Raw genomic sequence first — 24,101 nt, 5'->3', positions numbered from 1 at the left:
CGATGTCCTTTCCCCTGCTGACAGCGACGGCGGCGCTCCCCGCGATCGGGGCGATCGTCACGGCCGCCGTACCGGCCACGCGGCGCACCGCGGCCAAGTGGCTGGCGCTGCTCGTCTCGCTCGCCACGCTCGCGCTCGCCGTCGCGATCGTGGTCCGCTTCGACCCGGACGGCGACCGCTACCAGCTCACCGAATCCCACTCGTGGATCGCCGAGTTCGGGGTCCGCTACGACCTGGGCGTGGACGGCATCGCGGTGGCCCTCATCGCGCTGACCGCCCTGCTGATCCCCTTCATCATCCTCGCGGGCTGGCACGACGCCGACCCGCTGGAGACCGGCAGCAAGCGCTGGCGGCCGACGCAGGGCTTCTTCGCCCTGATCCTGGCCGTCGAGGCGATGGTGATCCTCTCCTTCGAGGCCACCGACGTCTTCCTCTTCTACATCTTCTTCGAGGCCATGCTCATCCCGATGTACTTCCTCATCGGAGGCTTCGGGGACCGTGCCCACGAGCACGGCGAGGAGGTGGCGTCCACCCAGCGCTCGTACGCCGCGGTGAAGTTCCTCCTCTACAACCTGGTCGGCGGCTTGATCATGCTGGCCGCGGTGATCGGCCTGTACGTGGTCGCCGGGAACTTCTCACTGCCCGAGATCGCCGAGGCCCGGGCCAACGGCTCGCTGGAGATGGCGACCAGCACCGAACGCTGGCTGTTCCTCGGCTTCTTCTTCGCCTTCGCGGTGAAGGCGCCGCTGTGGCCGCTGCACACCTGGCTGCCCAATGCCATGGGCGAGGCCACCGCCCCGGTCGCCGTGCTGATCACCGCGGTGGTCGACAAGGTCGGCACCTTCGCGATGCTCCGCTTCTGCCTCGGGCTGTTCCCGGAGGCCTCGAAGTGGGCGACGCCCGCCGTCCTCGTCCTGGCGCTGATCAGCATCATCTACGGCGCGCTGCTCGCCGTCGGCCAGCGGGACATGAAGCGCCTGGTGGCCTACGCGTCGATCTCGCACTTCGGCTTCATCATCATGGGCATCTTCGCGATGACCAGCCAGGGCCAGTCGGGCGCGACGCTGTACATGGTCAACCACGGTCTCTCCACGGCCGCGTTGATGCTGGTGGCCGGCTTCCTGATCTCGCGGCGCGGCTCGCGGCTCATCGCCGACTACGGGGGAGTGCAGAAGGTCGCCCCGGTGCTCGCCGGCACGTTCCTGATCGGCGGTCTGGCGACCCTGTCGCTGCCCGGACTGGCGCCGTTCGTCAGTGAGTTCCTGGTCCTGGTCGGCACCTACGCCAGGTATCCGGTGGTCGGCATCATCGCCACCTTCGGCATCGTGCTCGCCGCGCTCTACACCCTCGTCCTGTACCAGCGGACGATGACGGGGCCGGTGAAGCCCGAGGTCGCCACGATGCCGGACCTCAGGGTGCGGGAGCTCGCGGTCGTCGCCCCGCTGGTCGTACTGCTGATCTTCCTGGGCGTCTACCCGAAGCCCGTCACGGACATCGTCAACCCGGCGGTGGAGCAGACCATGTCCGACGTACAGAAGAAGGACCCCCAGCCCGAGGTGGAGGCGGCCAAGTGAGCGCATCAGCCGTCCACAGCCTGTGGACAACCGCGGCCGACCCGATCTCGAAGATCGACGCGCCGAAGATCGAATACGGACAATTGTCGCCCACGCTGATCGTCGTCGGCGCGGCGGTCGTGGGGGTGCTGATCGAGGCGGTGGTACCGCGCAAGTCCCGGTACTACGCCCAGGTGATCGTCTCCGCCATCGCGCTGACCGCCGCCTTCGCCGCGGTGGTCGCGCTCGCGGCCGACGGGTACGGCACCACGAAGGCCGGCATCGTGGCGATGGGCGCCATCGCCGTCGACGGCCCGGCGCTCTTCCTCCAGGGCACGATCCTGCTGGCCGGGCTGGTGGGCCTGTTCACCTTCGCCGAACGGCGGCTCGACCCGGCGGCGCACGGCAACCGGGTCGACTCGTTCGCCGCGCAGGCCGCGTCCGTGCCGGGCAGCGACAGCGAGAAGGCCGCGGTGCGGGCCGGGTTCGCCACCACCGAGGTGTTCCCGCTGCTGCTCTTCGCGGTCGCGGGCATGCTGGTCTTCCCGGCCGCCAACGACCTGCTGACGCTGTTCATCGCGCTGGAGGTCTTCTCCCTGCCGCTGTACCTGATGTGCGCCCTCGCCCGCCGCAAGCGGCTGATGTCGCAGGAAGCGGCGGTGAAGTACTTCCTGCTCGGCGCGTTCGCCTCCGCGTTCACCCTGTTCGGCATCGCGCTGCTGTACGGCTACGCGGGCTCGTTGTCGTACGCGACGATCGCGCAGGTCGTGGACGGCACCCTCACCACCGTCGACCCGGCCCTCGCGTCCACCATGGGCAATGACGCGCTGCTGCTGATCGGCATGGCGATGCTCGTCATGGGCCTGCTGTTCAAGGTCGGCGCGGTGCCCTTCCACATGTGGACGCCGGACGTGTACCAGGGCGCGCCGACCCCGGTGACCGGCTTCATGGCGGCGGCGACCAAGGTGGCGGCGTTCGGCGCGCTGCTGCGGGTCCTGTACGTGGTGCTGCCCGGCCTGCGCTGGGACTGGCGGCCGGTCATGTGGGCCGTCGCGATCATCACCATGCTGGGCGGCGCCATCGTCGCGATCACGCAGACCGACATCAAGCGGCTGCTGGCGTACTCGTCGATCGCGCACGCGGGCTTCATCCTCGCCGGTGTGATCGCTACCACGCCGGACGGTGTCTCCTCCGTGCTGTTCTACCTGGGCGCCTACTCCTTCGTGACGATCGGCGCCTTCGCGGTGGTCACGCTGGTCCGGGACGCGGGCGGCGAGGCCACGCACCTGTCCAAGTGGGCGGGGCTCGGTCGGCGTTCGCCGCTGGTGGCGGCCGTGTTCGCGGTGTTCCTGCTGGCCTTCGCGGGCATTCCGCTGACGTCCGGGTTCGCCGGGAAGTTCGCCGTGTTCAAGGCGGCGGCGGAGGGCGGGGCGGCCCCGCTGGTCGTGGTCGGTGTGATCTCGTCGGCGATCGCGGCGTTCTTCTACATCCGCGTCATCGTGCTGATGTTCTTCAGCGAGCCGCGCGCCGAGGGCCCCACGGTCGCGGTGCCGTCACCGCTGACGACGACGGCGATCGCGGTCGGCGTGGCGGTCACGCTGGTGCTCGGTGTGGCGCCGCAGTACTTCCTGGACCTGGCGAGCACTGCCGGGGTGTTCGTGCGCTGACCCGCGCCGCCGACCCGGAGGGCCCCCGGTTCCCGAGGTGGGAGCCGGGGCCTTCGTCGTGCGCCGGGGCAGGGATGACCGGCTCCCTTCGGCCGACCACCGACCGTCACGAGGGGCAGCCTGTGGATAACTCGGGCGCTGTCGGTGCGGACGCCTATCGTGGACGCAGTGGTCGACAAGCGACGTACGGGGGGCACGACGATGGGCGGGACGGGCGGGATCGGTGTCATGACAGCGGTAGCCGAGAGCGAGGCGTTGGCCACGCTCAACAGGGTCTTCGGGTACGAGACCTTCCGGGGCGAGCAGGAAGCGGTCATCGAGCATGTGGTGGCCGGCGGTGACGCCGTCGTCCTCATGCCGACCGGCGGCGGCAAGTCGCTGTGCTATCAGATCCCGTCCCTGGTCAGACCCGGTACGGGCATCGTGGTGTCACCGCTGATCGCGCTGATGCAGGACCAGGTGGACGCGTTGCGGGCGCTCGGCGTGCGGGCCGGGTTCATCAACTCCACGCAGGATTTCGACGAGCGCCGGGTGATGGAGGCCGAGTTCCTCGCCGGGGAGCTGGACCTGCTGTACCTCGCCCCGGAGCGGCTGCGGCTCGACTCCACGCTGGATCTGCTCTCCCGCGGCAAGATCGCGGTGTTCGCGATCGACGAGGCGCACTGCGTGTCCCAGTGGGGCCATGACTTCCGGCCCGACTATCTGGCGCTGTCCCTGCTCGGCGAGCGCTGGCCGGACGTGCCGCGGATCGCGCTCACGGCGACCGCCACCCACGCGACGCACCAGGAGATCACCGAGCGGCTGAACATGCCGACGGCCCGCCACTTCGTGGCGAGCTTCGACCGGCCCAACATCCAGTACCGGATCGTGCCGAAGGCCGACCCCAAGAAGCAGCTGCTGAGCTTCCTGCGCGAGGAGCACGCCGGGGACGCGGGCATCGTGTATTGCCTCTCGCGCAACTCCGTGGAGAAGACGGCGGAGTTCCTCAGCCGCAACGGCGTGGAGGCGGTGCCGTACCACGCGGGGCTCGACGCGGGGACCCGCGCGGCGCACCAGTCCCGCTTCCTGCGGGAGGACGGGCTGGTCGTGGTGGCGACGATCGCGTTCGGCATGGGCATCGACAAGCCGGACGTACGGTTCGTCGCGCACCTGGACCTGCCGAAGTCGGTCGAGGGCTACTACCAGGAGACGGGCCGGGCGGGCCGGGACGGGCTGCCGTCCACGGCGTGGATGGCGTACGGACTCAATGACGTCATCCAGCAGCGCAAGATGATCCAGTCGGGGGAGGGCGGCGAGGCGTTCCAGCGGCGGGCGGCGGCCCACCTGGACGCGATGCTCGCCCTGTGCGAGACGGCTCAGTGCCGGCGGGGGCAGCTGCTCGCCTACTTCGGCCAGGACCCCGATGCGTCCGCCTGCGGCAACTGCGACACCTGCCTGACTCCGCCCGAGACCTGGGACGGGACCGTCGCGGCGCAGAAGGTGCTGTCGACCGTGGTGCGGCTGCAGCGGGAGCGGGGCCAGAAGTTCGGGGCCGTGCAGATCGTCGACATCCTGCTGGGCAAGCGCACGGCCAAGGTGATCCAGTTCGACCACGACCAGCTCTCCGTCTTCGGCATCGGGGAAGAGCTGAACGAGGGCGAATGGCGCGGCGTCATCCGGCAGTTGCTGGCCCAGGGCCTGCTGGCCGTCGAAGGGGACTACGGCACGCTCGTGCTGACCGAGGGCAGCGGGGCGGTGCTCCGGCGGGAGCGGGAGGTGCCGCTGCGCAAGGAGCCGAAGAAGCCGGTGACCTCGCGGTCGGCGTCGGCCGGCAAGGGGGAGCGGAAGGCCCGGGCCGCCGTGGTGGAGCTGCCGGAGCGGTTGGTGCCCGCGTTCGAGGCGCTGCGGGCCTGGCGGGCCGAGCAGGCCCGGGAGCAGGGGGTTCCGGCGTATGTGATCTTCCATGACGCCACGCTTCGGGAGATCGTCACGGTCTGGCCCTCGTCGGTGCGGGAGCTGGGGAGCGTTGGCGGGGTGGGGGAGAAGAAGCTGGCGACCTACGGGGAGGGCGTGATCGGGGTTCTGGCCGGACTGGGCGAGGGCGCGGCCGAGCCCGAGTCCGAGTCCGAGTCCGAGTCCGAGTCCGAGTCCGAGTCCGAGCCTGAGTCCAAGTCGAAGTCCGAGCCCGAGCCCAGGCCCAAGTCCGTTTCTCAGCGCGAGGAGGATCACTGGCCCGAGATGGACGCGGAGCCGGAGCCTGACGCCTGGGAGTGAGGGGGCGCCCGGGGGCGGGACGCGCCTTCGCCGCTAGGCCAGCGCCGTCAGCCCCGGGCCGAAGACGATCAGCAGCGGGAGCAGGGGCACCAGCGCCGCCGCGGTGGTCGTCAGGACCCGGTGGCGGCGGTCCAGGCGCGGCTGGGGTTCCAGCAGCCGGTCCACGCGCTCGCCCAGCAGGCGGTGGCTGGAGGCGCAGGACAGGACGCCTCGGTGCTGGTTGAGCTCGATCAGCGCCAGCGCCGTGGTCAGGTGGCCGCAGCGGCGGGACGCGGTGTCGTCGGCGGCCAGCTCGACCAGGCGGTGGGTCTGGTCGCAGAAGTGGGCGAACAGGGGGATGCGGGGGAAGCCGGTGGCCAGTGCGGTGGACAGGTGCAGCAGCCAGTCGTGGCGGGCCCGGGCGTGGCCGCGTTCGTGGGTGAGGACGGCGTCCAGCTGGTGGTCGGTCAGGCGGCGCAGGGCGCCGGTGGTGACGATCAGCTGGGGCGGGTTGCCGGGCATCCACCAGGCGTCCGGGTACTCGTCCTCCAGCACCAGCAGGGGGCCGCGTGCGGCCGGGAGACCGGCGGGCAGGTCCGGGGCGCGTTCGCGCAGGTGGGCCCTGGCCTGGCCGCGGCTGCGCCGGGCCTCGACCAGCTCCCGGGCCAGCATCGCCGTCGTCCAGGCGGCGCCGCAGGCCAGCAGCAGCGTGAAGGCCGTCGCCCAGACCGGCGCCGTGGACAGGTCGTACGCCGCGGTCACCGCGGGCGGCGCGGGCGCGAAGACATGGTCGCGGACCGTGTGGAAGACGGCGGCGGCGCCCAGGACGAGGGCCGTCAAACAGCACAGCAGCACGGTCGCGACCAGGCACTGCCACACCCACAGCGCGACCACCGGCTCCCGCTCCGGCCACATGGCCCGGGTCAGGGAACGCGGTACCGGCACGGCGGCCATCAGCGCGACGGCGCTCAGCAGGAGCAGGCAGACGGTCATGCCACGGGCTCCGGATCCTGGTCGGGACAAGGGCGGCTGCGGGGCGGGGTGTGCGCGGGCGGTGCGAGAGCGTGTCCCGCGCGCACCGTCCGCCGCCCAGTATGACGGCGAGCGGCGGTACGCGGCAGACATCGGCGGCCATCGAACCGTTCGACCCGAGGGGCGCGGCCGTGAGCGGCAACTCCCGCGGGGGTGATGGCCGTTCGGCAGGCGGTGGGGTCAGGCCCCGCCGCCGGCCACCACGCGCCCGGTGACCTCGCCCAGCCCCACCCGCGCCCCGTCCGCTCCCGGGGCCCACGCCGACAGCGTCACCACGTCGCCGTCCTCCAGGAAGGTCCGCTTGCCGTCGGGGAGCTCCAGGACGTCCCGGCCGTTCCAGGTGAGCTCCAGCAGGGAGCCGCGCTCGCGTTCCGCCGGACCGCTGACCGTGCCGGAACCGTAGAGGTCGCCGGTGCGCAGGGAGGCGCCGTTGACGGTCATGTGGGCCAGCTGCTGGGCGGCCGTCCAGTACATCGTCGAGAAGGGAGGTTCGGAGATCACATGACCGTTGAGGGAGACCGAGATGCGCAGGTCGTAGCCGGCGGGTTCCTCGGCCGCGTCGTCCAGGTAGGGAAGCAGGCCGTGGGTGCGCTGCGGAGGGGCCACCCGGGCCTCCTCCAGCGCGTCCAGCGGGGTGATCCAGGCCGACACCGACGTGGCGAAGGACTTGCCGAGGAAGGGGCCGAGCGGGACGTACTCCCAGGCCTGGATGTCGCGCGCGGACCAGTCGTTGAGCAGGCACAGTCCGAAGACGTGCTCCCGGAAGTCACCGAGGCCGACCGGGCTGCCCATCGCCGACGGCACGCCCACCACGAAGCCGACCTCGGCCTCGATGTCCAGGCGGACGGACGGGCCGAAGACGGGCGCCGCGTCGGCCGGCGCCTTGCGCTGGCCGGAGGGCCGTACGACGTCGGTGCCCGAGACCACGACCGTGCCCGAGCGGCCGTGGTAGCCGATCGGGAGGTGCTTCCAGTTCGGGGTGAGGGAGTCCGCGGCGTCCGGGCGGAACATCTGGCCGACGTTCCGGGCGTGGTTCTCCGAGGCGTAGAAGTCCACGTAGTCCGCGACCTCGAAGGGCAGGTGCAGGGTCACCGCGGAGAGCGGGTGGAACAGCGGCTCGATGGTCTCCCGGTGGGACGGCACCGTGACCCAGGCGGTCAGCGCGCGGCGCGCGTCCGACCAGGCGGTGCGGCCCGCCGCCAGCAGCGGGTTCAGCGTGGGCCGGGCGAGCAGGGAGGCGTACGGGGAACCCAGGGCCAGCGCCGCCGCGCCCGCGTCGAGGACGTGGTCGCCGAGCCGTACGCCGACCCGGCGCGCGCTGTCCTCACCGGGAAGGGAGAAGACACCGTACGGAAGGTTGTGCGGGCCGAAGGGGTCGCCCTCGGGGACATCAAAGGGGGGCATGGGTGCTGCCTCACTCTCGTGCGTGCCACGGGTCCGTGTCGTCGCCGCACACGTTACGGGTGGGGCACCCGTCTTGGGCAGTGCACAAGGAGCGGGACGATCGGTTCCCGAGGTGCGCCCGGCCTGCTGGCGGCCCTGTCGCACGGACCTCGCTCCGGCCCGTCCCGCCCTCCGCGCCCGTGCGGCACGGCAGTGCCCTCAGGCCGCCAGCAACGGGTGAGGGCAAGGGAGTTGGAGGGGGCGCGTGGGGCGCAGGAGGGCGCCGGGGTCGTCCGGTTCGCGCTGAGTCGTGGGGGCGTCCTGTCCGTATTCTCTGATCATGGCCGCACCCATCGCATATTCACTCATCGCCACCGACCTGGACGGGACCCTCCTGCGAGGCGACGACACGCTCTCCGACCGGTCGCTGGCCGCACTCGCGCGGGTGGCGGAGGCGGGCGCCCGGCACCTGGTGGTGACCGGCCGGCCGGCGCCCAGGGTGCGGCCGCTCCTGGACGACCTGGGCAGCGAGGGGCTCGCGGTGTGCGGGCAGGGCGCGCAGGTGTACGACGCCGGCGCGGGCCGTCTGCTCTGGTCCGTCACCCTGGACCAGGAGCTGGCCGAGACCGCGCTCGGCAAGATCGAGGCCGAGGTGGGGCAGGTGTACGCGGCGGTCGACCAGGACGGCGTCGACGGGCTCACCCTGATCGAGCCCGGGTACCTGATGCCGCATCCCACCCTGCCCGCGGTGCGCGTCGGCCGGCGCGACGATCTGTGGGGCGCGCCGATCAGCAAGGTGCTGCTGCGCCATCCCGAGCTGTCCGACGACCAGTTGGCGGCGACGGCGCGTGCGGTGGTGGGTTCGCTGGCGACGGTCACCATGTCGGGGCCCGGGACCGTCGAACTTCAGCCATGCGGCATCACCAAGGCGACCGGGCTCGCCCTGGCCGCGGATCACCTGGGTCTCGGCCCGGAGGGGACGATCGCCTTCGGTGACATGCCGAACGACATCCCGATGTTCGACTGGGCCGCCCACGGCGTGGCGATGGCCAACGCCCACCCCGAACTCAGGGCGGTCGCCGACGAGATCACCCTGTCGAACGAGGACGACGGCATCGCCGTCGTCCTCGAACGACTCTTCCGGTGACGGGCCCGGTCAGTACGCCCCGAAGACGTTGTCGATCGAGCCGTACCGCTGCGCCGCGTAGTTGCAGGCGGCGGTGATGTTGGCGACCGGGTCGTAGGGGTCCCACGAGGTGCCGGACACGTGGTACGCCTGGAAGGTCGGGTCGATCACCTGGAGCAGGCCCTTGGAGGGGGTGCCGGCGGCGGCGTTGGAGTCCCAGTTGTTGATCGCGTACTGGTTGCCCGAGGACTCCCGGATGATGTTGCGGTAGATGCCGTTGTAGCTGCCGGGGATCCCCTTCTGGGCCATGACCTGGAGGGACGCGTGGATCCAGCCGTCCAGGTTGTTGGCGTACCCCAGCGAGGCGGCGGTGGTGACGGTCGGGGTGGCCGCGGAGGCGGTGGTCGCGCCGAGGAGCGGCAGCGCGAGTACGGCGGCTCCGGTGCCGAGGACGGCGAGCTTGCGGGCGACCCGGCTGGTGCGGGCAGGACGGTGCTGAGCGGCAGCAGGCATGACGAAGTTCCTCTCCGGCGCCTGCGAGGTGAGCTGTCGGGTTCGGGCGGGAGCTGCCCGGCCGCGCACCGCGAAGGGCGCGCGACTGCACCCCGAGCCGCACCGGCGCGTCCGAAGACGTTCCGGGTCGGCGACTTACCTGGTTCCCCCGCTCCTGCCGTACGAAGAATCTCGGTGGAGCCGGACGGCGGCAGGATTAGGCGTCCGCCCGACAGGCCGGGAACGTATGCGAGAGCACATGTCCGAAACAAGTAGCGGATTCACATATCCAGGGTTTTGATCTTCGTCCACAGGGTGTGTGGCGGGTGCATCTTTGCGAGTGTCAAGGCTCAACTGGCGGCCGGGGAAGGGGCGTCGGGGGAAGTCCGTGGGGTGCCGGTGGACTCGCGGGCGTGAGTCACATCACGCGTGATCGCAAGTCACACTAAATCGGGCAATCGCCTCAAGGAGGCTTAATCAGCCCGCCGTTCGCGGGATCCGCTTCTCCCGCGTCCGGTGGAAGACCACTTCGCCGCCCGCCGTGCACATCACCTCGTTCGAGGCGACGAAGTCCTCCGCGTCACAGGTGAGCTCCGAGCGGGTCCGCACGGTCGTGTCCCACGCCAGGTCAGGCCGGTGCAGCCGGATCGACCGGTCCGAGCGGGTGCGGGCGGACAGCGGGTCCGCCTCCCGGATCGTGTACGTCTCCAGCGCGTCCTCGGTGCACTCCAGGCCGTCGGGGTACACGCGCGTGCCGCCGTCCCGCGGATCGACCTCCAGGCGCCACTCACCCTTGGCCACGTCCCGGACGACCAGCCGCTCCGGGCGCGGCTCGTCCAGCGTGACCGGCTCATTCGCCCCCAGCGGCTCGGCCTGCTCGGGTTCCTCGAAACCGACGCCGCCCCCGGAAGCCTCGGCCCGCGCGCGCACCGGCACCTCCAGGAAGCTCCCCGCCGGATCCAGCGTGAAGCCCGCCCCCGACTCCGCCTGCGGCCACACCCACGGCCAGTACGCCGACGACACCGCGAGCCGGATGCGGTGCCCGGCCGGGAAGGCGTACCCGATGCCGTTCAGCCGGAGCTCCACGTCCCGGGTGGCACCCGGCTCCCACGGCACCGCCCGGTCCCGGCCGAGGCGCGCGGAGAGGTTCAGCACGCCCCGCGTGACCAGGGTGGAGGTGCCGTCGGGGGCGACATCGCACAGCCGGGCGACGACCTGCCCGCGCGACACCTCCGACGTCAGCCGCAGCCGCACCCCCGGCCGCCCCAGCACCCAGGTGTCCTTGCCCACCGTGAACTCGAAGCAGGCCGAGCGCGCGTCCTCCTCCCGCTGGTCCGGCGGCAGGTCGGCCTCGTTCCCGACCGGGCGGAAGCGGCCGGCGTCCACCCCGGTGTGCATCGGCGACCGTACGAGGACGGGGGCGCCCTGGAGGGCGTACGTCACGTTCGTGATGTGCGGGGAGGGCCAGGCGGGCTCGCCGACCCAGTGGCCGGGCAGGGTGCCGCAGGCCGGGGCGGGCGGGTGCGGGCCGGTGACGTAGGCCCGCAGGAGGGGCTCCGCCAGTACGTCCGTGGGGGCGCCCTTCAGCCAGTGGTCCCACCAGCGCAGGGTCTCCTGGAGGAAGCCGATCGCCGGTCCCGGCAGGCCGCGGTCGGGGTACTGGGCGGACCAGGGGCCGATCAGGCCGCGGACGCGGTCGGCGGGCAGGTGCTCGACGAGGCGGAGCACGGTGTCGCGGCACGGCTCGTGCCAGCCGCCCACCGCCAGGACGGCGGCGTCGATGGCGCCGTAGTCCTCGCGGACGCTGCCCCGCCGCCAGTAGTCGTCCCGGGTCTGGTGGTCCAGCCAGGTGTGCAGGAGCGGTTCCAGGGACTCCAGGCGCCTGAGCCACATGTCCTGCCAGGCGTCCCCGGCGTACCGCGGATCGGGGGGCCGGGAGGCGTGGGCGAGCAGGGTGGCGGCCCCGGCGTGCAGACCTGCCGCGAGGACGGAACCTCCCGTGCAGTGCGCGTCGTTGTCATAGCGATCGTCGGTGGCGCAGACCGTGACGATCGCCTTGAGCGGCTCGGGCGCGAGAGCCGCGACCCGGAGGGAGTTGCCGCCGCCCCAGGAGAGGCCGAACATGCCGACCTTGCCGTCGCACCAGGGCTGGGCCGCCAGCCAGTGCACCACCTCGACCCCGTCCGCCAGCTCCGTCGCCGAGTACGCGTCCGTCGGCAGCCCCTCGCTGTTGCCGTGCCCGCGGACGTCCACCCGGACGGAGACGTAGCCGTGACCCGCGTACCAGGGGTGGCGCTGGACGTCGCGCGGGGCGGTCCCGTCGGTCAGCCGGTGCGGGAGGTACTCGAGGAGCGCGGGCACGGGCTCGTCGCTCAGCGGGCGCCACACGCGCGCGTACAGCATGGTTCCGTCCGCGAGGGGGATACGGACATCCGCGTGGGTTGTCTCGTAGGGGAAGGACGTACGGATGTGCGGGCTCATCGTGAGGGCCTCGGGGGCGGGCGGCCGTCGACTTCGGTTCGAGACACGCTCCACCGCTTCCACGTAAGTCGATCTATATCCGTTCTTATCAGGTGATCAAAAACATAACCGCCGTGATCCGATACCGCCCGTCGTGGACGGGTGGGCGGCAGCGGTGATCGAAACGTGACCGGATACGCTGACTTGAGTGAAGGCAGCGACCTATCGACAAACCGCGTAATCGCCAGTAGACACCAGCAGACAGGAGACCCCTCGTGACCGTCGTCGGGCCGTTCGGGCTGAGCGTGCGGGACCAGGCTCTGGAAGCCGATGTCCAGGCCGGATTGGCGGCTGTCGAGGAGGGACTGCTCGAGGCCACCAAGAGCGAGGTCCCCTTCATCACGGGCGCAGCCCAGCATCTGGTGCGCGCGGGCGGGAAGCGGTTCAGGCCGCTGCTCGTGATGCTCAGCGCGCAGTTCGGGGACCGCCACGCGCCGGGGATCGTGCCGTCGGCCGTGGTGGTGGAGCTGACCCACCTGGCGACGCTGTACCACGACGACGTGATGGACGAGGCCGAGGTCAGGCGCGGGGTGCCGAGCGCCAACACCCGCTGGGGGAACTCGGTCGCGGTCCTCACCGGCGACTTCCTCTTCGCCCGCGCCTCGCACATCCTCGCCGACCTCGGCCCGGAGGCCGTCCGGGTCCAGGCCGAGGCGTTCGAGCGGCTGGTCACCGGGCAGATCCTGGAGACGGCGGGACCGCAGGACGGGCGCGACCCGGTCGAGCACTACCTCGATGTGCTGGCCGGGAAGACCGGCTCGCTGGTGGCGGTGTCGTGCCGCTTCGGCGCGATGATGTCGGGCGCCGACGAGACGGTGGTGGACGTGCTCACCCAGTACGGCGAGCGGCTGGGGGTCGCGTTCCAGCTGGCCGACGACGTCCTGGACATCGCTTCCGACTCCCGCGAGTCCGGCAAGACGCCGGGTACGGACCTCCGGGAGGGGATCGCGACCCTGCCCGTGCTGCGGCTGCGGGAGCGGGCGCAGCGGCTGGGTCTCGCGGAGGACATCGCGCTCTGCGAGCTGCTGGACTCCGACCTGACCGACGATGTGCGGCATGCCGAGGCGCTGGCCGCGCTGCGGGTGCACCCGGCTCTGGAGCAGGCCCGCCGGGACACCGTGCGGTACGCCCAGGACGCGCGGGCCTCGCTGGCGCCCCTGCCCGAGTGCGACGCCAAGGCCGCGCTGATGGAGCTGTGCGACGCGGTGGTGCACCGCGCGGGTTAGCGGCGCGGCCCCCTTCCGGGCCACCGGCGAAACGGCGGCGTCACCGTCCGACCCCTACGGGTCGGGGGAGGCGCCGCCCTCTTGTGTCATACCGCAGGTGTACACGGAGTTGAGCCCGCGGTCTGACGCTTCGCGGCCGCCGATTTGGTCAGATGGTGACAACGGAAAACACCACTGCTCACCGATTCGGGTGAGAATGGCGGCTGAGGGCTGGACGCACGGGAGTTGGCAGGCCGCCGCCGACGACGGAGGTAAGTCAGACATGGCACCGTACGAATCCGACGACAGCACGACCGCGAACGAGGTCGACGACCTGCGCTCGGGGCGGCGCAAGGCCGCGCGGTACGTCGTTCCGGTCGCGGTGGTGGGCGTGGCGGCGGCGACCATCGGTCTCGTCCCCGCCCTCGCCGACTCCGGCGACCCCGACCTGCCGAAGATCAGCGCACAGCAACTCATCGAGAAGATCGCCGAGTCCGACGTACAGCAGCTGTCCGGGACCGTGCGCGTCAGCACCGATCTGGGGCTGCCCGACCTCGGCGGTCTGGAGAGCTCGCTGGCGTCCGGGGCGATGGAGTCCGGGGACGGTTCGTCCGCCGACCCGTCGGCCAAGCTCACCGAACTGGTGTCCGGCAGCCACACCCTGCGGGTCGCCGTCGACGGCCCGGACCGGCAGAAGCTCTCGCTGCTGGAGAACGCCTCGGAGTACAGCCTCATCCACAACGGCAAGGACGTCTGGGGCTACGACAGCTCCTCCAACGAGGTCTTCCACAGCACCGCCCCCGACAGCGCCGAGCCGGAGAAGGAGGTCCCGGCCACGCCCAAGGACCTCACGGAGGAGGCCCTGAAGTCGGTCGACGACACCACGTCCGTCACCGTCGACGGCACCGCGCAGGTCGCGGGCCGGGACGCCTACCGGCTGCTCATCAAGCCCAAGCAGTCCGGCACCACCGTCGGCGCCATCACCGTGGCCGTCGACGCGAAGACCGGTATGCCGCTGAAGTTCACGCTCACCCCGTCGAGCGGCGGCGCGGCCGTCGTGGACGCGGGCTTCACCGACGTCAGCTTCGCCAAGCCGGCCGCCTCCACCTTCGACTTCACCCCGCCGAAGGGCGCGAAGGTCACCGAGGACGACGCGATCGAGGCCCCGGCGGAGGAGCAGGAGGAGCACTCCAAGGCGCCCGAGCTGGAGCCGGAGGGCGAACCGGAGGTCATCGGCGAGGGCTGGAACTCCATCGCCGTCCTCGACACCGGCGGCGAGGGCATCCCCTCCGGCTCCGAGGTCGGCGGAGACCTCGGCGGCTTCATGGATTCCCTGGGCGACAAGGTGAAGGGCTCGTTCGGCGAGGGTACGGTCTTCAAGACCCGCCTGATCAACGCCCTGATCACCGACGACGGCACGGTCTACGTCGGCGCGGTCACCAAGGACGCGCTGGTGAAGGCCGCGAACGCCGGGTAGTAAGGCACCCATGACCGACACGTCCGCCGCGGAGCCGAAGCCGGAGCAGGGTGACGGCGTGATCGTCACCCGCGCTCTCACCAAGCGCTACCGCGGCGGACAACTCGCCGTGGACGGTCTCGACCTGACCGTCCCGGCGGGCAGCGTCTTCGGCTTCCTCGGCCCCAACGGCTCCGGCAAGACCACCACCATCCGGATGCTGATGGGCCTCATCGAGCCCACTTCCGGCACGGCCCGGGTCCTCGGCCGCCCCATGCCCCGGGCCGCCCGCTCCGTTCTGCCGCACGTGGGCGCCCTGATAGAGGGCCCCGCCCTCTACGGCTTCCTCTCCGGCCGCGACAACCTCCTGCGCTACGACGCCGCCGACCCGACCGCCGACCCGCGCACCCGGCGCGAGCGCGTCGCGGCGGCACTGGACCGGGTGGGCCTGACGGCCGCCGCGGCCAAGAAGGCCAGGGCGTACTCGCTCGGCATGAAGCAGCGGCTCGGCCTGGCCGCCGCGCTGCTCCAGCCGCGCCGCCTGCTGGTGCTGGACGAGCCGACCAACGGCCTCGACCCGCAGGGGATGCGCGAGATCCGCGCGCTGATACGGGAACTGGCCTGCGACGGCACGACCGTCTTCCTCTCCTCCCACCTCCTCGACGAGATCGAGCAGGTGTGCACGCACGCGGCCGTGATGGCCCGGGGCCGGCTCGTCACCCAGGGCGTGGTCGGCGACCTCGTGGCCGGCATGCGCGGCAGGCTCCTGGTCACCACCCCCGACACCGCGGACGCCGCCCGGGTGCTGAAGGAGCAGGGCGCGAGTGATGTCGTGGTAGCCGAGGACCGGGTGACGGCCGAGCCGCCCGACCGGGACCTGGCGGAACTCACCGCCGCTCTGGTGACCGCGGGCGTCCGCGTCCGTGGCTTCGGGGTCGAACGGGCCTCCCTGGAGGACGCGTTCTTGGCGCTGACGGGAGAGGGCTTCGATGTCGCAGGCTGAACCCACCGCCCCGGTGCGCGGGGGATGGACCTTCGGTCTGCTGCGCAACGAGTGGTGGACGACCCTGCGCCGCTGGCGCACCCTCGCCCTGCTGGGCGTCCTCGCCGCCGTGCCGGTCCTGGTCGGGGTCGCCGTGAAGATCGAGACCGGCGACGGCGGTTCGGCCGGCGGCGGCGGTGGCGAAGGCCCCGCGTTCGTCGCGCAGATCACCAACAACGGCCTGTTCCTGGTGTTCACCGCGCTCGCCGCGACACTGCCGTTCTTCCTGCCGATGGCGGTCGGCGTGATCGCGGGCGACGCCATCGCCGGCGAGGCGAACGCGGGCACCCTGCGCTATCTGCTGGTCGCCCCCGCGGGCCGCACCCGGCTGCTGCTCACCAAGTACGCGACCACGATGGCCTTCTGTCTGCTGGCCACGCTCGTGGTCGCGGTCTCGGCGCTGACGGTGGGCGCGCTGCTCTTCCCGCTGGGGGACCTGACGACGATCTCCGGTACCCGGATCGGTTTCGGCGAGGGACTCGGCCGCGCGCTGCTGATCGCGCTGGTCGTCGCCGCGTCCCTCACCGGGGTCGCGGCGCTCGGCCTGTTCGTCTCCACCCTGACCAACAGCGGCATCGCGGCGATGGCCACGACCGTCGGCCTGCTGATCACGGTCCAGATCCTCGACCAGATCCCCCAACTGGACGCGCTCCAGCCGTACTTCTTCTCCCACTACTGGCTGTCCTTCGCCGACCTGATGCGCGAACCGGTCTACTGGGACGACCTGGTCAAGAACCTCGGCCTCCAGGCCCTGTACGCCGCGGTGTTCGGCTCGGCGGCCTGGGCGAGGTTCACGACGAAGGACATCACGGCCTAACTCTCGTGGGGGAAGCGCGCGAGCGGGGTCTCCCCCTGGAAGAACGTCTTCGCGCGGGTCAGCGCGTCGGCGTCGTTGAGTACGTCACCGGGCTTGCTGCCGTTGCCGAGCAGCACTCCGCCGAAGCGCATGCCCATGTACGCGGCCGAGTTGTTGAGCGTGCCGATCAGCGGGTCGGCGACCACCTGCTCGTGCTCGGCGAGCACGGTGACGCCCCAGAGGGTGCGCCCGGCCAGCGTCGGCTTGAAGTCGAGGCCGGGGGTGCGCAGCCAGCCGGCCCAGTAGTCGAGGTAGCGCTTGGTGTGGGCGGACACGGAGTACCAGTACAGCGGGGAGACGATCACGATGTCCGTCGCCGCGAGGGTGGCGTCGAGCAGCAGCGCTTCGGGGCCCTCGGTCGGGCGGACACGGTCGCTGTCGTGGCGCAGGTCCACGAAGTCCGGCAGCGGACGGGCGGCGAGATCGATCCACTGCTGCTCGACGTCCTCGGGCAACTGTTCGGCGGCGCGGCGGGCGAGCGTCTCGGTGTTGCCGTCGTCGCGGCTGCTGCCCAGGACGAACAGGAAACGGCGGGTCATGGGTCCCCCAGAAGGCGAATGGTCGGCGTACGCGAACAAACTGCATCTGCATTATATGCGTACGCAAGAAGTTGTCGAGGGGGATTATCCGGAGTCCGCCCGCTACCGTCGCCCGATGCCGGTCAGGTGGGCCAGCGCCTCGGTCTCCCGGGGCGGGCCCCCGGCCCGCTCGCCGAGCCGCCAGTCGTGGACCCAGGGCACCCGGTACACGTCGATGACCTCCTCGATCGCCTTCACCCGCCGGGCGAGCGGGCGCGGCAGCCGGCCCGGCGCGTCGGCGACGAGCACGACCGCGTCCAGGTCGAGTCCGGGCGGCACCGGCCCGTGCCGGAAGGCGTCCAGCGCGCGCAGTACGGCGTCGAGGCCGGCGGCGTGCGTACGGCCGACCAGCAGGACGGAGCGCGGAGCGCCGGGCCCCGGCCAGTCGCGCCCGCAGTCGTGGCCGCCGTAGACCAGGGCCAGGGTGGTGACGCCGGCGCCGCCGTGGGTGCCGACCCAGGAGTAGCGCCGGGGGGTGACTCCGGCGGGCGGGCTGGGCGGCGGTGGTGCTTGAGGTACGGCCACCGGCCCGCGGATCCAGATTTCCGGTCCCTGTCGCACGTCGGTGGGCATGCCCGCGCGCGCCCCTCGTCACGCCATCGATGTGGGGGCGGGTCCTGGAACGAGGCTGTGACGACTCGGTGACGTGTGTGGCGGGGACCTGCGGAGAGACTCGACGGTAGGTGCTGCCAGGGAGTGAGGAACCGATGTCTCGACTCAGCCGCGCGAAGAAGCGGGAACAGGGGGAGGAGCGGGCGGTGGATGCGGGAGCTTCCGTGGGTTCTGCGGCTTCTGGCGGTCCTGGAATTGCCAGGGGCTCTACGGCTTCTACGGCTTCTGCGGCTCAGGCGGTTTCCGCGGCGGCGCCGATAGAGGTCCGGGTGCCGGGGGACGGCGGGGGAGGCGCGTCGGTCGGTGGTGTTCCGGTCGCTGCGGTTCCGGGCGAGGAGATCCAGCAGACCGTCCTGACCCACCTGCACCGGATCGCTCTCGCTGCGGGGACCCCGGTGCGGGCGACGATCCGGGACGACCGGATCGGGTACGTGGTGCCGCTCCTGGTGAACCTGGACGGGTCGAGCGCGCTGATGGGGGAGCCGGTGGACACGACGCCGCGAGCGGAGTCGGCCGTACCGCTTCCGCCCGAGCCGCCGCGGGCCGTCCGGGAACCCGCTCCCACGTTCCCCCTGCGGGCGGTACGGGACGCCGTCCCCGGCACGGTCGCCCCACCGACGGGCGCGTTCGGCCCGCCGCCGGTGATGGACGCGCCGGTGAGGGAGACGCCGGTCGGGGACGCGCCAGTCCGGGACGTGCCGGTCAGGGACATGCCGGTGAGGGAGACGCCCGTGAGGGACGTGCCGGTCAGGGACATGCCGGTCAGGGAGACGCCCGTGAGGGACGCGCCGGTCAGGGACATGCCGGTCAGGGAGACGCCCGTGAGGGACGCGCCGGTCACGGACGTGCCCGTGCGGGACGTGCCCGTGCGCGACGCCCCGCCCCCGGTCGGCGCCCCACGGTCACCGCACCCTTCCCGACCGGCGGCCCCGGACCCGGCCTTCGACCCCGGAGTGGACCCGGGACCCAAACCCCCGACCCCGCCCCGGGGCTTCGACGCCGTCGCCGAGGCGGTACTCGGTGACGAGCCCCCCACCGCCACCCTCCTCGCGGAACCGGTGACCAGGATCAACGAGGCCGTCCGGGCCGGGCGCACCCAGGAGGCGGCGGAACTCGCCCAGCGGACCGTGGCAGAGGCCGCGCAGTCACTGGGCCCCGAGCACCCCGACGTGCTCCAGCTGCGCGAACTGACCGCGTACATCGCCTACCTGGCGGGCGAACCGGCGCAGGCCCTCACCCTCTCCCTGGACCTGGCCCGGATACACCACCGCGCCCAGGACGCCGAGGCCGCCTACGGCAACGTCCTGAGCGCGGCGACCGCCTGGCGAGCCGTACGCGACCCCGAGCAGGGCCTGCGCCTCGGCCACGACCTGATCGCCCTGTGGGCCGTCCTCGCGGCGGAAGCCGGCCCGGCCGCCGAAGAACCCGAGAAGCTGACCGCGGCCCGGACCCGCATGGGCCGCCTCGCGCAGCGAGCCCGCAACCGATAGAGGCCCCGGCGGCTCACTGCACGCAGAACTCGTTCCCCTCCGGATCCGCCATCACCACCCACTGACCGGAGGGTTCCTTCACCTCCCGCAGCACACTCGCGCCGAGCCCCCGCAGCCGCTCCACCTCCGCCTCCCGCCGCCCCTCGGGGGCGTGCAGGTCGAGATGGAGCCGGTTCTTGCCGGTCTTCTCCTCCGGCACCCGCTGGAACAGCAGCCGCCGCCCGAGCCCCGTCCCGCTGTCCGGGTCGAAGGGGTCCTCGGGATGCCGTACGGCGACGAGGTCCCGGAAGGCGAGCCGGGCACGGAACTCGACGGTGGCCTCACGGGGCAGCGCGCCGAGTTCCAGCAGCCGTTCGATGAGCGCGTGGTTGTCCTCGACCTCGTAGTGCAGCGCGGCGGCCCAGAAGTCGGCCTGCGCCTGCGGGCTCGCGCAGTCCACGACGAGCTTCCAGTGCAGCGGCGCGGGTGCGGACGCGGAATCGGGAACCTGTGTCATGGGTCCCTTATAGCGGCCCATCAGGTCGGGAACTGTCCTAGTGGGCCGCGGCTTCCCTCTTGTCGTACGCCTCCCGCGCCTCCGCGATCTCCCGCTGGTGCCGCTCCGTCCAGTCCACCAGCGACTGGATCGTCGCGTGCAGGGTCCCGCCCAGCGGTGTCAGCTCGTACTCCACCCGAGGCGGCACCACCGGATGCACGGTCCGCTTCACCAGCCCGTCCCGTTCCAGCTGCCGCAGCGTGACGGTGAGCATCCGCTGGCTGACCCCGTCGATCTCGCGCCGCAGCTCGGTGAAGCGCAGCCGCCGGTTCTCCAGCAGGGCGATGACCAGCAGCGACCACTTGTCGGCGACCCGGTCCAGGATCTGCCGTACCTGGCAGTCCTCGCGGGTGTCCCACTGGAAGGGGTCGGCGTCGCCGTAGTCCACGGTGCTCGCGCAGTTACTCGGTGACTGAGAAGTGCCTTCTTCCATGTCTGCCGATGGTGCCGCAGGGTGGGGGTGGTTACAAGAGGGAACCGACCCTCTTTCGCGTAACTCCCCTCTCTTTCCTGGAGTGTTCCTATGGGCACCCGCGCCTGGGCCCTGCTGTTCGTCCTCTGCGGAACGATTTTCCTGGAGGGCATCGACGTCGCCATGATGGCCGTCGCGATCCCGTCGATCAGAGCCGATCTGGGGCTCACGACCGGCACCGCGGCCTGGGTCATGAGTGCCTACGTCCTCGGGTACGCCGGTTTCACCCTGCTCGGCGGCCGGGCCGCCGACCTGCTGGGCCGGCGCCGCATGTTCCTGCTCTGGCTCACCGTCTTCCTCTGCTTCTCCGGCCTCGGCGGTTTCGCCACCGAGGGCTGGATGCTGGTCCTCGCCCGCTTCGTCACCGGCGTCGCCGCCGCCTTCATGACCCCGGCCGCGCTCTCGCTGATCACCACCTCGTACGAGGAGGGCCCCCGGCGCAACAAGGCCCTGATGATCTTCGCCGGTACCGCCGCCGGAGGCTTCTCCTTCGGCCTGGTGGCCGGCGGACTCCTCACCGAGCTGGGCTGGCGGTGGGTCTTCTTCGCGCCGGTGCTGCTGAGCGCCGCCCTGCTGCTCGCGGCGGTGCGGCTGGTCCCCCGGCAGGACGGTCCGCGCGCCCGCGGACGGAGCTTCGACCTGCCCGGCGCGATCATCGCCGCCGGCGCCATGCTGCTGGCCGCCTACACCGTCGTACGCCTGGAACACGGTCTGGAGGATCTGCCGCTGACCTCGGGCGCGGCGCTCGCGGCGGTGCTGCTGGCCGCCGCCTTCGTGGTCGTGGAGCGCCGCACCGCCGATCCGCTGGTCCGGCTGGGCATCCTGCGGGTGGGATCCGTCGTGCGCGCCGACCTCGGGGCGCTGCTCTTCGTCGGCGCCTTCTTCGGCTTCCAGTTCGTGGTGACGCTCTACCTCCAGGAACTGCGCGGCTGGTCCTCGCTGCAGACCGCGCTCGCCCTCGTGATCATGGGCTGCGACATGATCCTCGCGCCGACCCTGACGCCCTGGCTGGTCGCCCGGTACGGCAACACCCGCGTGATCGTCGGCGGCTTCGCGCTGGCCGTCGTCGCCTACGCGCTGTTCCTGCCGGTGGGCCCGGACTGGCCGTACGCCGCGATGCTGCCCACGCTGTTCGTCGCGGGCCTGGCGTTCGCGCTGGCCTACGGGCCGCTGACGATCGCGGCGACGGACGGGGTCGCCGAGCGGGAGCAGGGCCTGGCGAGCGGGCTGCTGACCACCGCCACCCAGTTCGGCTCGGCGATCGGCATCTCCGCGGTGACGGCCGTCTACGGCCTGGCGTCCACCGGGCCGGGACCCGAGGAGACGCTGTCCGCGTTCCGTACGGCACTGGTGGTGCCGGTCGCGATGGTGGCGCTGGGGTTGCTGATATCGGCCCTCGGCGCCCGGGCGGACCGGCGGCGCGCGGAGCGCCAGGCGTCGGCGGTCAGCAGGGTCAGCGCCAGCCACACCAGCGCGAACCCGGCCCAGCGCTCGGCGGGCATGGCCTCGCGGAAGTAGAGGATGCCGAGCAGGAACTGGAAAACGGGCGCCAGGTACTGCAGCAGCCCCAGGGTGGACAGCGGCACGCGGATGGCCGCCGCGCCGAAGCAGACCAGCGGCAGCGCGGTGACCAGGCCGGTGGTCGCGAGGAGCGCCGCGTGTCCCGGGCCCTCGGTGGTGAACGTGGAGCCGCCGTCGGCCGACAGCCACAGCAGAAACGCCAGCGCCGGCAGGAACTGGATGGCGGTCTCGGCGGCCAGCGACTCCAGGCCGCCGAGGTTGACCTTCTTCTTCACCAGGCCGTAGGTGGCGAAGGAGAAGGCGAGGACGAGCGAGATCCACGGCGGCCGGCCGTAGCCGATGGTGAGCACCAGGACCGCGGCGAAGCCGATCCCGACCGCCGCCCACTGCACGGGACGCAGCCGCTCCTTCAGGAGCAGCACGCCCATCGCGATGGTGACCAGCGGGTTGATGAAGTAGCCGAGCGAGGCCTCGACGACCCGGTCGTTGTTCACGGCCCAGATGTAGACGCCCCAGTTGACCGCGATGACGGCCGAGGCGACGGCGATGAGCGCGAGCTTGCGCGGCCGGCGCAGCAGCTCACCGGCCCACTTCCAGCGCCGTACGACCAGCAGGGCCAGCGCCACCGCGACGAGGGACCACACCATCCGGTGGGCCAGCACCTCGACCGGCTCGGCGGGCTTGAGCAGCGGGAAGAACAGGGGGAACAGCCCCCACATCCCATAAGCCGCGAAGCCGTTCAGCAGACCTATGTGCCGCTCGCCCTTCGGCTTCCCGCTCACGGGCCCTCCTTCTGGTCGTCCTCGCCCCGAAGAAGGTAGCGCCGATCACCCTCGCCTGTCATGCCCGTATCGTCATACGGTCATGACACGCGGTGGCGCCCGGTCACGGGGGGCGTCAGTCCTTGAGCGCGGCGGCGATGGCCTCGGAGAACGGCGTGGTCGGACGGCCGGTGAGCCGGGACAGGTCGCCGGAGGAGACGACCAGTTCGCCCTTGGCTATGGCGGCGTCCACCCCGACGAGGATGTCGGCGAACGGCGCCGGCATCCCCGTGCCACCGAGGATGCCCTTCATGACCTCGCCGGAGACGGCGTTGTAGGCGATCTCCCGGCCGGTCCGCCGGCTCAGCTCGGCCGCGTACTCGGCGAAGCTCCACGCCTCGTCGCCGCCCAGCTCGTACGCCGTGTTCTCGTGCCCCTCGCCGGTCAGTACGGCGACGGCGGCAGCGGCGTAGTCGGCGCGTGCGGCGGAGGAGACCCGGCCCTCGCCGGCGGCGGCCACGACGGCGCCGTGCTCCAGCACGGGGGCGAGGTTCTCGGTGTAGTTCTCGTGGTACCAGCCGTTGCGCAGCAGGACGTAGGGCACGCCCGAGCCGGTGAGCGCCTCCTCGGTGCCTCGGTGGTCGTCGGCGAGCGCGGCCGTCAGGCTGCCCGGGGCGCTGGTGTAGGCGAGCAGGGCGACACCGGCGGCCTTCGCGGCCTCGATGACGACCTGGTGCTGGGCGACCCGGCCCTTGTCGAACTCGTTGCCGGAGACCAGCAGCACCTTGTCGCCCGCGGCGAACAGGCCGTCGAAGGTCTCGGGCGCGTTGTAGTCGGCGACGGCGATCCGGACGCCCTTGGCCGCGAGGTCCGCCGCCTTCTCCGGGGTGCGCACGACGGCGGTGATCCGGTCGGCGGGCACCTTGTCCAGCAACTGCTCCACGACGTGGCGGCCGAGGTTTCCGGTGGCTCCGGTGACGACGATGCTCATGATGCGGGCTCCTTGGGAGGTGGGTGATGTCATCGACCCTAGAAGGAGCGCTAACTATTGGAAAGTACCCACTTTGAAGTAAGGTACTGGCATGACGGTAAGTGAGGGGACGCGCCAAGGGCAGCCCGACGGTGAGGCGATGTGCCCGTACCGCCTGGTGCTGGAGCATGTGACGAGCCGCTGGGGCGTCCTGGTCCTGATCCACCTGCTGGACCGGCCCCGCCGCTTCAGCGAACTGCGCCGGGCGATCGGAGAGGTCCGCCCGGTCAGCGAGAAGATGCTGACCCAGACCCTCCAGACCCTGGAACGCGACGGCATGATCCACCGCGACGCCCAGCCGGTGATCCCCCCGCGCGTCGACTACTCCCTGACCGGCCTCGGCCGCGAGGCGGCGGAACAGGTGCGGGGGCTCGCCGAGTGGACGGTGCGGCGGATGGGGGAGGTCAACGCGGCCCGGGAGCGGTACGACGCGGAGAAGGGGCGGGGCTGAAGGTGCGGGGCTGAAGGGGCGGGGTCGAAGGGGCGCGGCTGCGGCAGAGGGCCCGGGCACCCTGCGGTACCCGGGCCCTGATCGGCC

Annotated in this window: 21 protein-coding genes, 1 pseudogene and 1 riboswitch; of the genes and pseudogenes, 11 read left to right on the top strand and 11 right to left on the bottom strand. The window is 71.7% G+C overall.

Annotated features, from left to right (window positions below; translation table 11 throughout):
* The first annotated feature begins 2 nt into the window (after nt 1-2).
* The 3 genes from ACWD1Z_RS03790 to recQ all read left to right on the top strand — a co-directional run bounded on the left by ACWD1Z_RS03790 (nt 3) and on the right by recQ (nt 5,473).
* Nucleotides 3-1,574, top strand: coding sequence for an NADH-quinone oxidoreductase subunit M (locus ACWD1Z_RS03790; RefSeq protein WP_451115185.1), 1,572 nt, complete (start codon nt 3-5; stop codon nt 1,572-1,574).
* Nucleotides 1,571-3,220: an NADH-quinone oxidoreductase subunit NuoN gene (gene nuoN, locus ACWD1Z_RS03785; protein ID WP_451115183.1), complete on the top strand. Its 1,650-nt coding sequence runs from the start codon at nt 1,571-1,573 to the stop codon at nt 3,218-3,220. The genes ACWD1Z_RS03790 and nuoN overlap by 4 nt, the downstream gene beginning before the upstream one ends.
* Before the next feature lie 201 nt (nt 3,221-3,421).
* The gene (gene recQ, locus ACWD1Z_RS03780; RefSeq protein ID WP_451115457.1) at nt 3,422-5,473 is read left to right on the top strand and encodes a DNA helicase RecQ; all 2,052 of its coding nucleotides are present in this window, start codon (nt 3,422-3,424) and stop codon (nt 5,471-5,473) included.
* A gap of 33 nt (nt 5,474-5,506) precedes the next feature.
* Here recQ and ACWD1Z_RS03775 read toward each other — a convergent pair whose 3' ends face one another.
* Together ACWD1Z_RS03775 and fahA are read right to left on the bottom strand one after the other, a co-directional pair.
* Nucleotides 5,507-6,445 carry a M56 family metallopeptidase gene (locus tag ACWD1Z_RS03775; protein ID WP_451115181.1) on the bottom strand — a complete coding sequence of 313 codons (939 nt, stop codon included), beginning with the start codon at nt 6,443-6,445 and terminating at the stop codon, nt 5,507-5,509.
* 219 nt (nt 6,446-6,664) lie between these two features.
* Complete coding sequence (gene fahA, locus ACWD1Z_RS03770; RefSeq protein ID WP_451115180.1) at nt 6,665-7,888, bottom strand: fumarylacetoacetase; 1,224 nt, start codon at nt 7,886-7,888, stop codon at nt 6,665-6,667.
* A 319-nt stretch (nt 7,889-8,207) separates the two neighbouring features.
* On the opposite strand from fahA, the gene ACWD1Z_RS03765 reads away from it, so the two are divergent.
* The gene (locus ACWD1Z_RS03765) at nt 8,208-9,014 is read left to right on the top strand and encodes an HAD family hydrolase (RefSeq protein ID WP_451115179.1); all 807 of its coding nucleotides are present in this window, start codon (nt 8,208-8,210) and stop codon (nt 9,012-9,014) included.
* A 9-nt stretch (nt 9,015-9,023) separates the two neighbouring features.
* Here the strand turns inward: ACWD1Z_RS03765 and ACWD1Z_RS03760 are convergent, their stop codons facing one another.
* Together ACWD1Z_RS03760 and ACWD1Z_RS03755 are read right to left on the bottom strand one after the other, a co-directional pair.
* On the bottom strand, nt 9,024-9,506 hold the full coding sequence (locus ACWD1Z_RS03760; protein ID WP_451115178.1) for a transglycosylase SLT domain-containing protein: 483 nt from the start codon (nt 9,504-9,506) through the stop codon (nt 9,024-9,026).
* Nucleotides 9,507-9,509: 3 nt separating this feature from the next.
* A riboswitch (cyclic di-AMP (ydaO/yuaA leader) is annotated at nt 9,510-9,693 on the bottom strand.
* 269 nt (nt 9,694-9,962) lie between these two features.
* Entirely contained in the window at nt 9,963-11,966 is a 2,004-nt protein-coding gene (locus ACWD1Z_RS03755; RefSeq protein WP_451115177.1) for a CocE/NonD family hydrolase, read from the bottom strand.
* Between the two features lie 254 nt (nt 11,967-12,220).
* Here ACWD1Z_RS03755 and ACWD1Z_RS03750 point away from each other — a divergent pair, with 254 nt between their 5' ends.
* The 4 genes from ACWD1Z_RS03750 to ACWD1Z_RS03735 all read left to right on the top strand — a co-directional run bounded on the left by ACWD1Z_RS03750 (nt 12,221) and on the right by ACWD1Z_RS03735 (nt 16,525).
* On the top strand, nt 12,221-13,231 hold the full coding sequence (locus ACWD1Z_RS03750) for a polyprenyl synthetase family protein (protein ID WP_451115175.1): 1,011 nt from the start codon (nt 12,221-12,223) through the stop codon (nt 13,229-13,231).
* Nucleotides 13,232-13,493: 262 nt separating this feature from the next.
* Nucleotides 13,494-14,687 carry a LolA family protein gene (locus ACWD1Z_RS03745; protein ID WP_451115173.1) on the top strand — a complete coding sequence of 398 codons (1,194 nt, stop codon included), beginning with the start codon at nt 13,494-13,496 and terminating at the stop codon, nt 14,685-14,687.
* A gap of 10 nt (nt 14,688-14,697) precedes the next feature.
* Nucleotides 14,698-15,669 (top strand): ABC transporter ATP-binding protein, encoded by a 972-nt coding sequence (locus ACWD1Z_RS03740; protein ID WP_451115171.1) that lies wholly within the window; start codon nt 14,698-14,700, stop codon nt 15,667-15,669.
* A complete protein-coding gene (locus ACWD1Z_RS03735; RefSeq protein WP_451115169.1) occupies nt 15,656-16,525 on the top strand; it encodes an ABC transporter permease in 870 nt (289 codons plus the stop codon). The genes ACWD1Z_RS03740 and ACWD1Z_RS03735 overlap by 14 nt, the downstream gene beginning before the upstream one ends.
* Here ACWD1Z_RS03735 and ACWD1Z_RS03730 read toward each other — a convergent pair.
* The 3 genes from ACWD1Z_RS03730 to ACWD1Z_RS03720 all read right to left on the bottom strand — a co-directional run bounded on the left by ACWD1Z_RS03730 (nt 16,522) and on the right by ACWD1Z_RS03720 (nt 18,595).
* Nucleotides 16,522-17,103 carry a flavodoxin family protein gene (locus ACWD1Z_RS03730; RefSeq protein WP_451115167.1) on the bottom strand — a complete coding sequence of 194 codons (582 nt, stop codon included), beginning with the start codon at nt 17,101-17,103 and terminating at the stop codon, nt 16,522-16,524. The genes ACWD1Z_RS03735 and ACWD1Z_RS03730 overlap by 4 nt on opposite strands.
* Before the next feature lie 102 nt (nt 17,104-17,205).
* A complete protein-coding gene (locus tag ACWD1Z_RS03725) occupies nt 17,206-17,715 on the bottom strand; it encodes a DUF6668 family protein (protein ID WP_451115166.1) in 510 nt (169 codons plus the stop codon).
* 271 nt (nt 17,716-17,986) lie between these two features.
* On the bottom strand, nt 17,987-18,595 hold the full coding sequence (locus tag ACWD1Z_RS03720; protein WP_451115164.1) for a pentapeptide repeat-containing protein: 609 nt from the start codon (nt 18,593-18,595) through the stop codon (nt 17,987-17,989).
* Here ACWD1Z_RS03720 and ACWD1Z_RS03715 point away from each other — a divergent pair.
* On the top strand, nt 18,576-19,244 hold the full coding sequence (locus tag ACWD1Z_RS03715; protein ID WP_451115163.1) for a tetratricopeptide repeat protein: 669 nt from the start codon (nt 18,576-18,578) through the stop codon (nt 19,242-19,244). The genes ACWD1Z_RS03720 and ACWD1Z_RS03715 overlap by 20 nt on opposite strands.
* A gap of 13 nt (nt 19,245-19,257) precedes the next feature.
* On the opposite strand, the gene ACWD1Z_RS03710 is transcribed toward ACWD1Z_RS03715, so the two are convergent.
* Both ACWD1Z_RS03710 and ACWD1Z_RS03705 read right to left on the bottom strand, forming a co-directional pair.
* The gene (locus ACWD1Z_RS03710) at nt 19,258-19,740 is read right to left on the bottom strand and encodes a VOC family protein (protein ID WP_451115162.1); all 483 of its coding nucleotides are present in this window, start codon (nt 19,738-19,740) and stop codon (nt 19,258-19,260) included.
* A 37-nt stretch (nt 19,741-19,777) separates the two neighbouring features.
* Complete coding sequence (locus tag ACWD1Z_RS03705; protein WP_451115160.1) at nt 19,778-20,212, bottom strand: winged helix-turn-helix transcriptional regulator; 435 nt, start codon at nt 20,210-20,212, stop codon at nt 19,778-19,780.
* 90 nt (nt 20,213-20,302) lie between these two features.
* Here ACWD1Z_RS03705 and ACWD1Z_RS03700 point away from each other — a divergent pair.
* Nucleotides 20,303-21,457: pseudogene (locus ACWD1Z_RS03700) on the top strand (MFS transporter); the annotation flags it as partial.
* Nucleotides 21,458-21,537: 80 nt separating this feature from the next.
* Here ACWD1Z_RS03700 and rarD read toward each other — a convergent pair.
* Together rarD and ACWD1Z_RS03690 are read right to left on the bottom strand one after the other, a co-directional pair.
* Nucleotides 21,538-22,491 carry an EamA family transporter RarD gene (gene rarD / locus ACWD1Z_RS03695; protein WP_451115455.1) on the bottom strand — a complete coding sequence of 318 codons (954 nt, stop codon included), beginning with the start codon at nt 22,489-22,491 and terminating at the stop codon, nt 21,538-21,540.
* A 178-nt stretch (nt 22,492-22,669) separates the two neighbouring features.
* Complete coding sequence (locus tag ACWD1Z_RS03690; RefSeq protein WP_451115159.1) at nt 22,670-23,524, bottom strand: SDR family oxidoreductase; 855 nt, start codon at nt 23,522-23,524, stop codon at nt 22,670-22,672.
* A gap of 91 nt (nt 23,525-23,615) precedes the next feature.
* On the opposite strand from ACWD1Z_RS03690, the gene ACWD1Z_RS03685 reads away from it, so the two are divergent.
* Entirely contained in the window at nt 23,616-24,014 is a 399-nt protein-coding gene (locus tag ACWD1Z_RS03685; RefSeq protein ID WP_451115157.1) for a winged helix-turn-helix transcriptional regulator, read from the top strand.
* The last annotated feature ends 87 nt before the right edge of the window (nt 24,015-24,101 follow it).

This window comes from Streptomyces sp. NPDC002784 (assembly GCF_053592135.1).
This window is presented reverse-complemented; position numbering and strand designations above follow the sequence as displayed.

Excerpts from the sequence above, each read along its gene's own strand:
- ACWD1Z_RS03765 (WP_451115179.1), top strand. The coding sequence starts at position 8,208 with ATGGCCGCACCCATCGCATATTCACTCATCGCCACCGACCTGGACGGG.
- ACWD1Z_RS03725 (WP_451115166.1), bottom strand. The coding sequence starts at position 17,715 with ATGCCCACCGACGTGCGACAGGGACCGGAAATCTGGATCCGCGGGCCG.
- ACWD1Z_RS03775 (WP_451115181.1), bottom strand. The coding sequence starts at position 6,445 with ATGACCGTCTGCCTGCTCCTGCTGAGCGCCGTCGCGCTGATGGCCGCC.
- ACWD1Z_RS03745 (WP_451115173.1), top strand. The coding sequence starts at position 13,494 with ATGGCACCGTACGAATCCGACGACAGCACGACCGCGAACGAGGTCGAC.
- ACWD1Z_RS03755 (WP_451115177.1), bottom strand. The coding sequence starts at position 11,966 with ATGAGCCCGCACATCCGTACGTCCTTCCCCTACGAGACAACCCACGCG.
- rarD (WP_451115455.1), bottom strand. The coding sequence starts at position 22,491 with ATGTGGGGGCTGTTCCCCCTGTTCTTCCCGCTGCTCAAGCCCGCCGAG.
- fahA (WP_451115180.1), bottom strand. The coding sequence starts at position 7,888 with ATGCCCCCCTTTGATGTCCCCGAGGGCGACCCCTTCGGCCCGCACAAC.
- ACWD1Z_RS03710 (WP_451115162.1), bottom strand. The coding sequence starts at position 19,740 with ATGACACAGGTTCCCGATTCCGCGTCCGCACCCGCGCCGCTGCACTGG.
- ACWD1Z_RS03760 (WP_451115178.1), bottom strand. The coding sequence starts at position 9,506 with ATGCCTGCTGCCGCTCAGCACCGTCCTGCCCGCACCAGCCGGGTCGCC.
- ACWD1Z_RS03790 (WP_451115185.1), top strand. The coding sequence starts at position 3 with ATGTCCTTTCCCCTGCTGACAGCGACGGCGGCGCTCCCCGCGATCGGG.
- ACWD1Z_RS03735 (WP_451115169.1), top strand. The coding sequence starts at position 15,656 with ATGTCGCAGGCTGAACCCACCGCCCCGGTGCGCGGGGGATGGACCTTC.
- recQ (WP_451115457.1), top strand. The coding sequence starts at position 3,422 with ATGGGCGGGACGGGCGGGATCGGTGTCATGACAGCGGTAGCCGAGAGC.
- ACWD1Z_RS03685 (WP_451115157.1), top strand. The coding sequence starts at position 23,616 with ATGACGGTAAGTGAGGGGACGCGCCAAGGGCAGCCCGACGGTGAGGCG.
- ACWD1Z_RS03690 (WP_451115159.1), bottom strand. The coding sequence starts at position 23,524 with ATGAGCATCGTCGTCACCGGAGCCACCGGAAACCTCGGCCGCCACGTC.
- ACWD1Z_RS03705 (WP_451115160.1), bottom strand. The coding sequence starts at position 20,212 with ATGGAAGAAGGCACTTCTCAGTCACCGAGTAACTGCGCGAGCACCGTG.
- ACWD1Z_RS03740 (WP_451115171.1), top strand. The coding sequence starts at position 14,698 with ATGACCGACACGTCCGCCGCGGAGCCGAAGCCGGAGCAGGGTGACGGC.
- ACWD1Z_RS03730 (WP_451115167.1), bottom strand. The coding sequence starts at position 17,103 with ATGACCCGCCGTTTCCTGTTCGTCCTGGGCAGCAGCCGCGACGACGGC.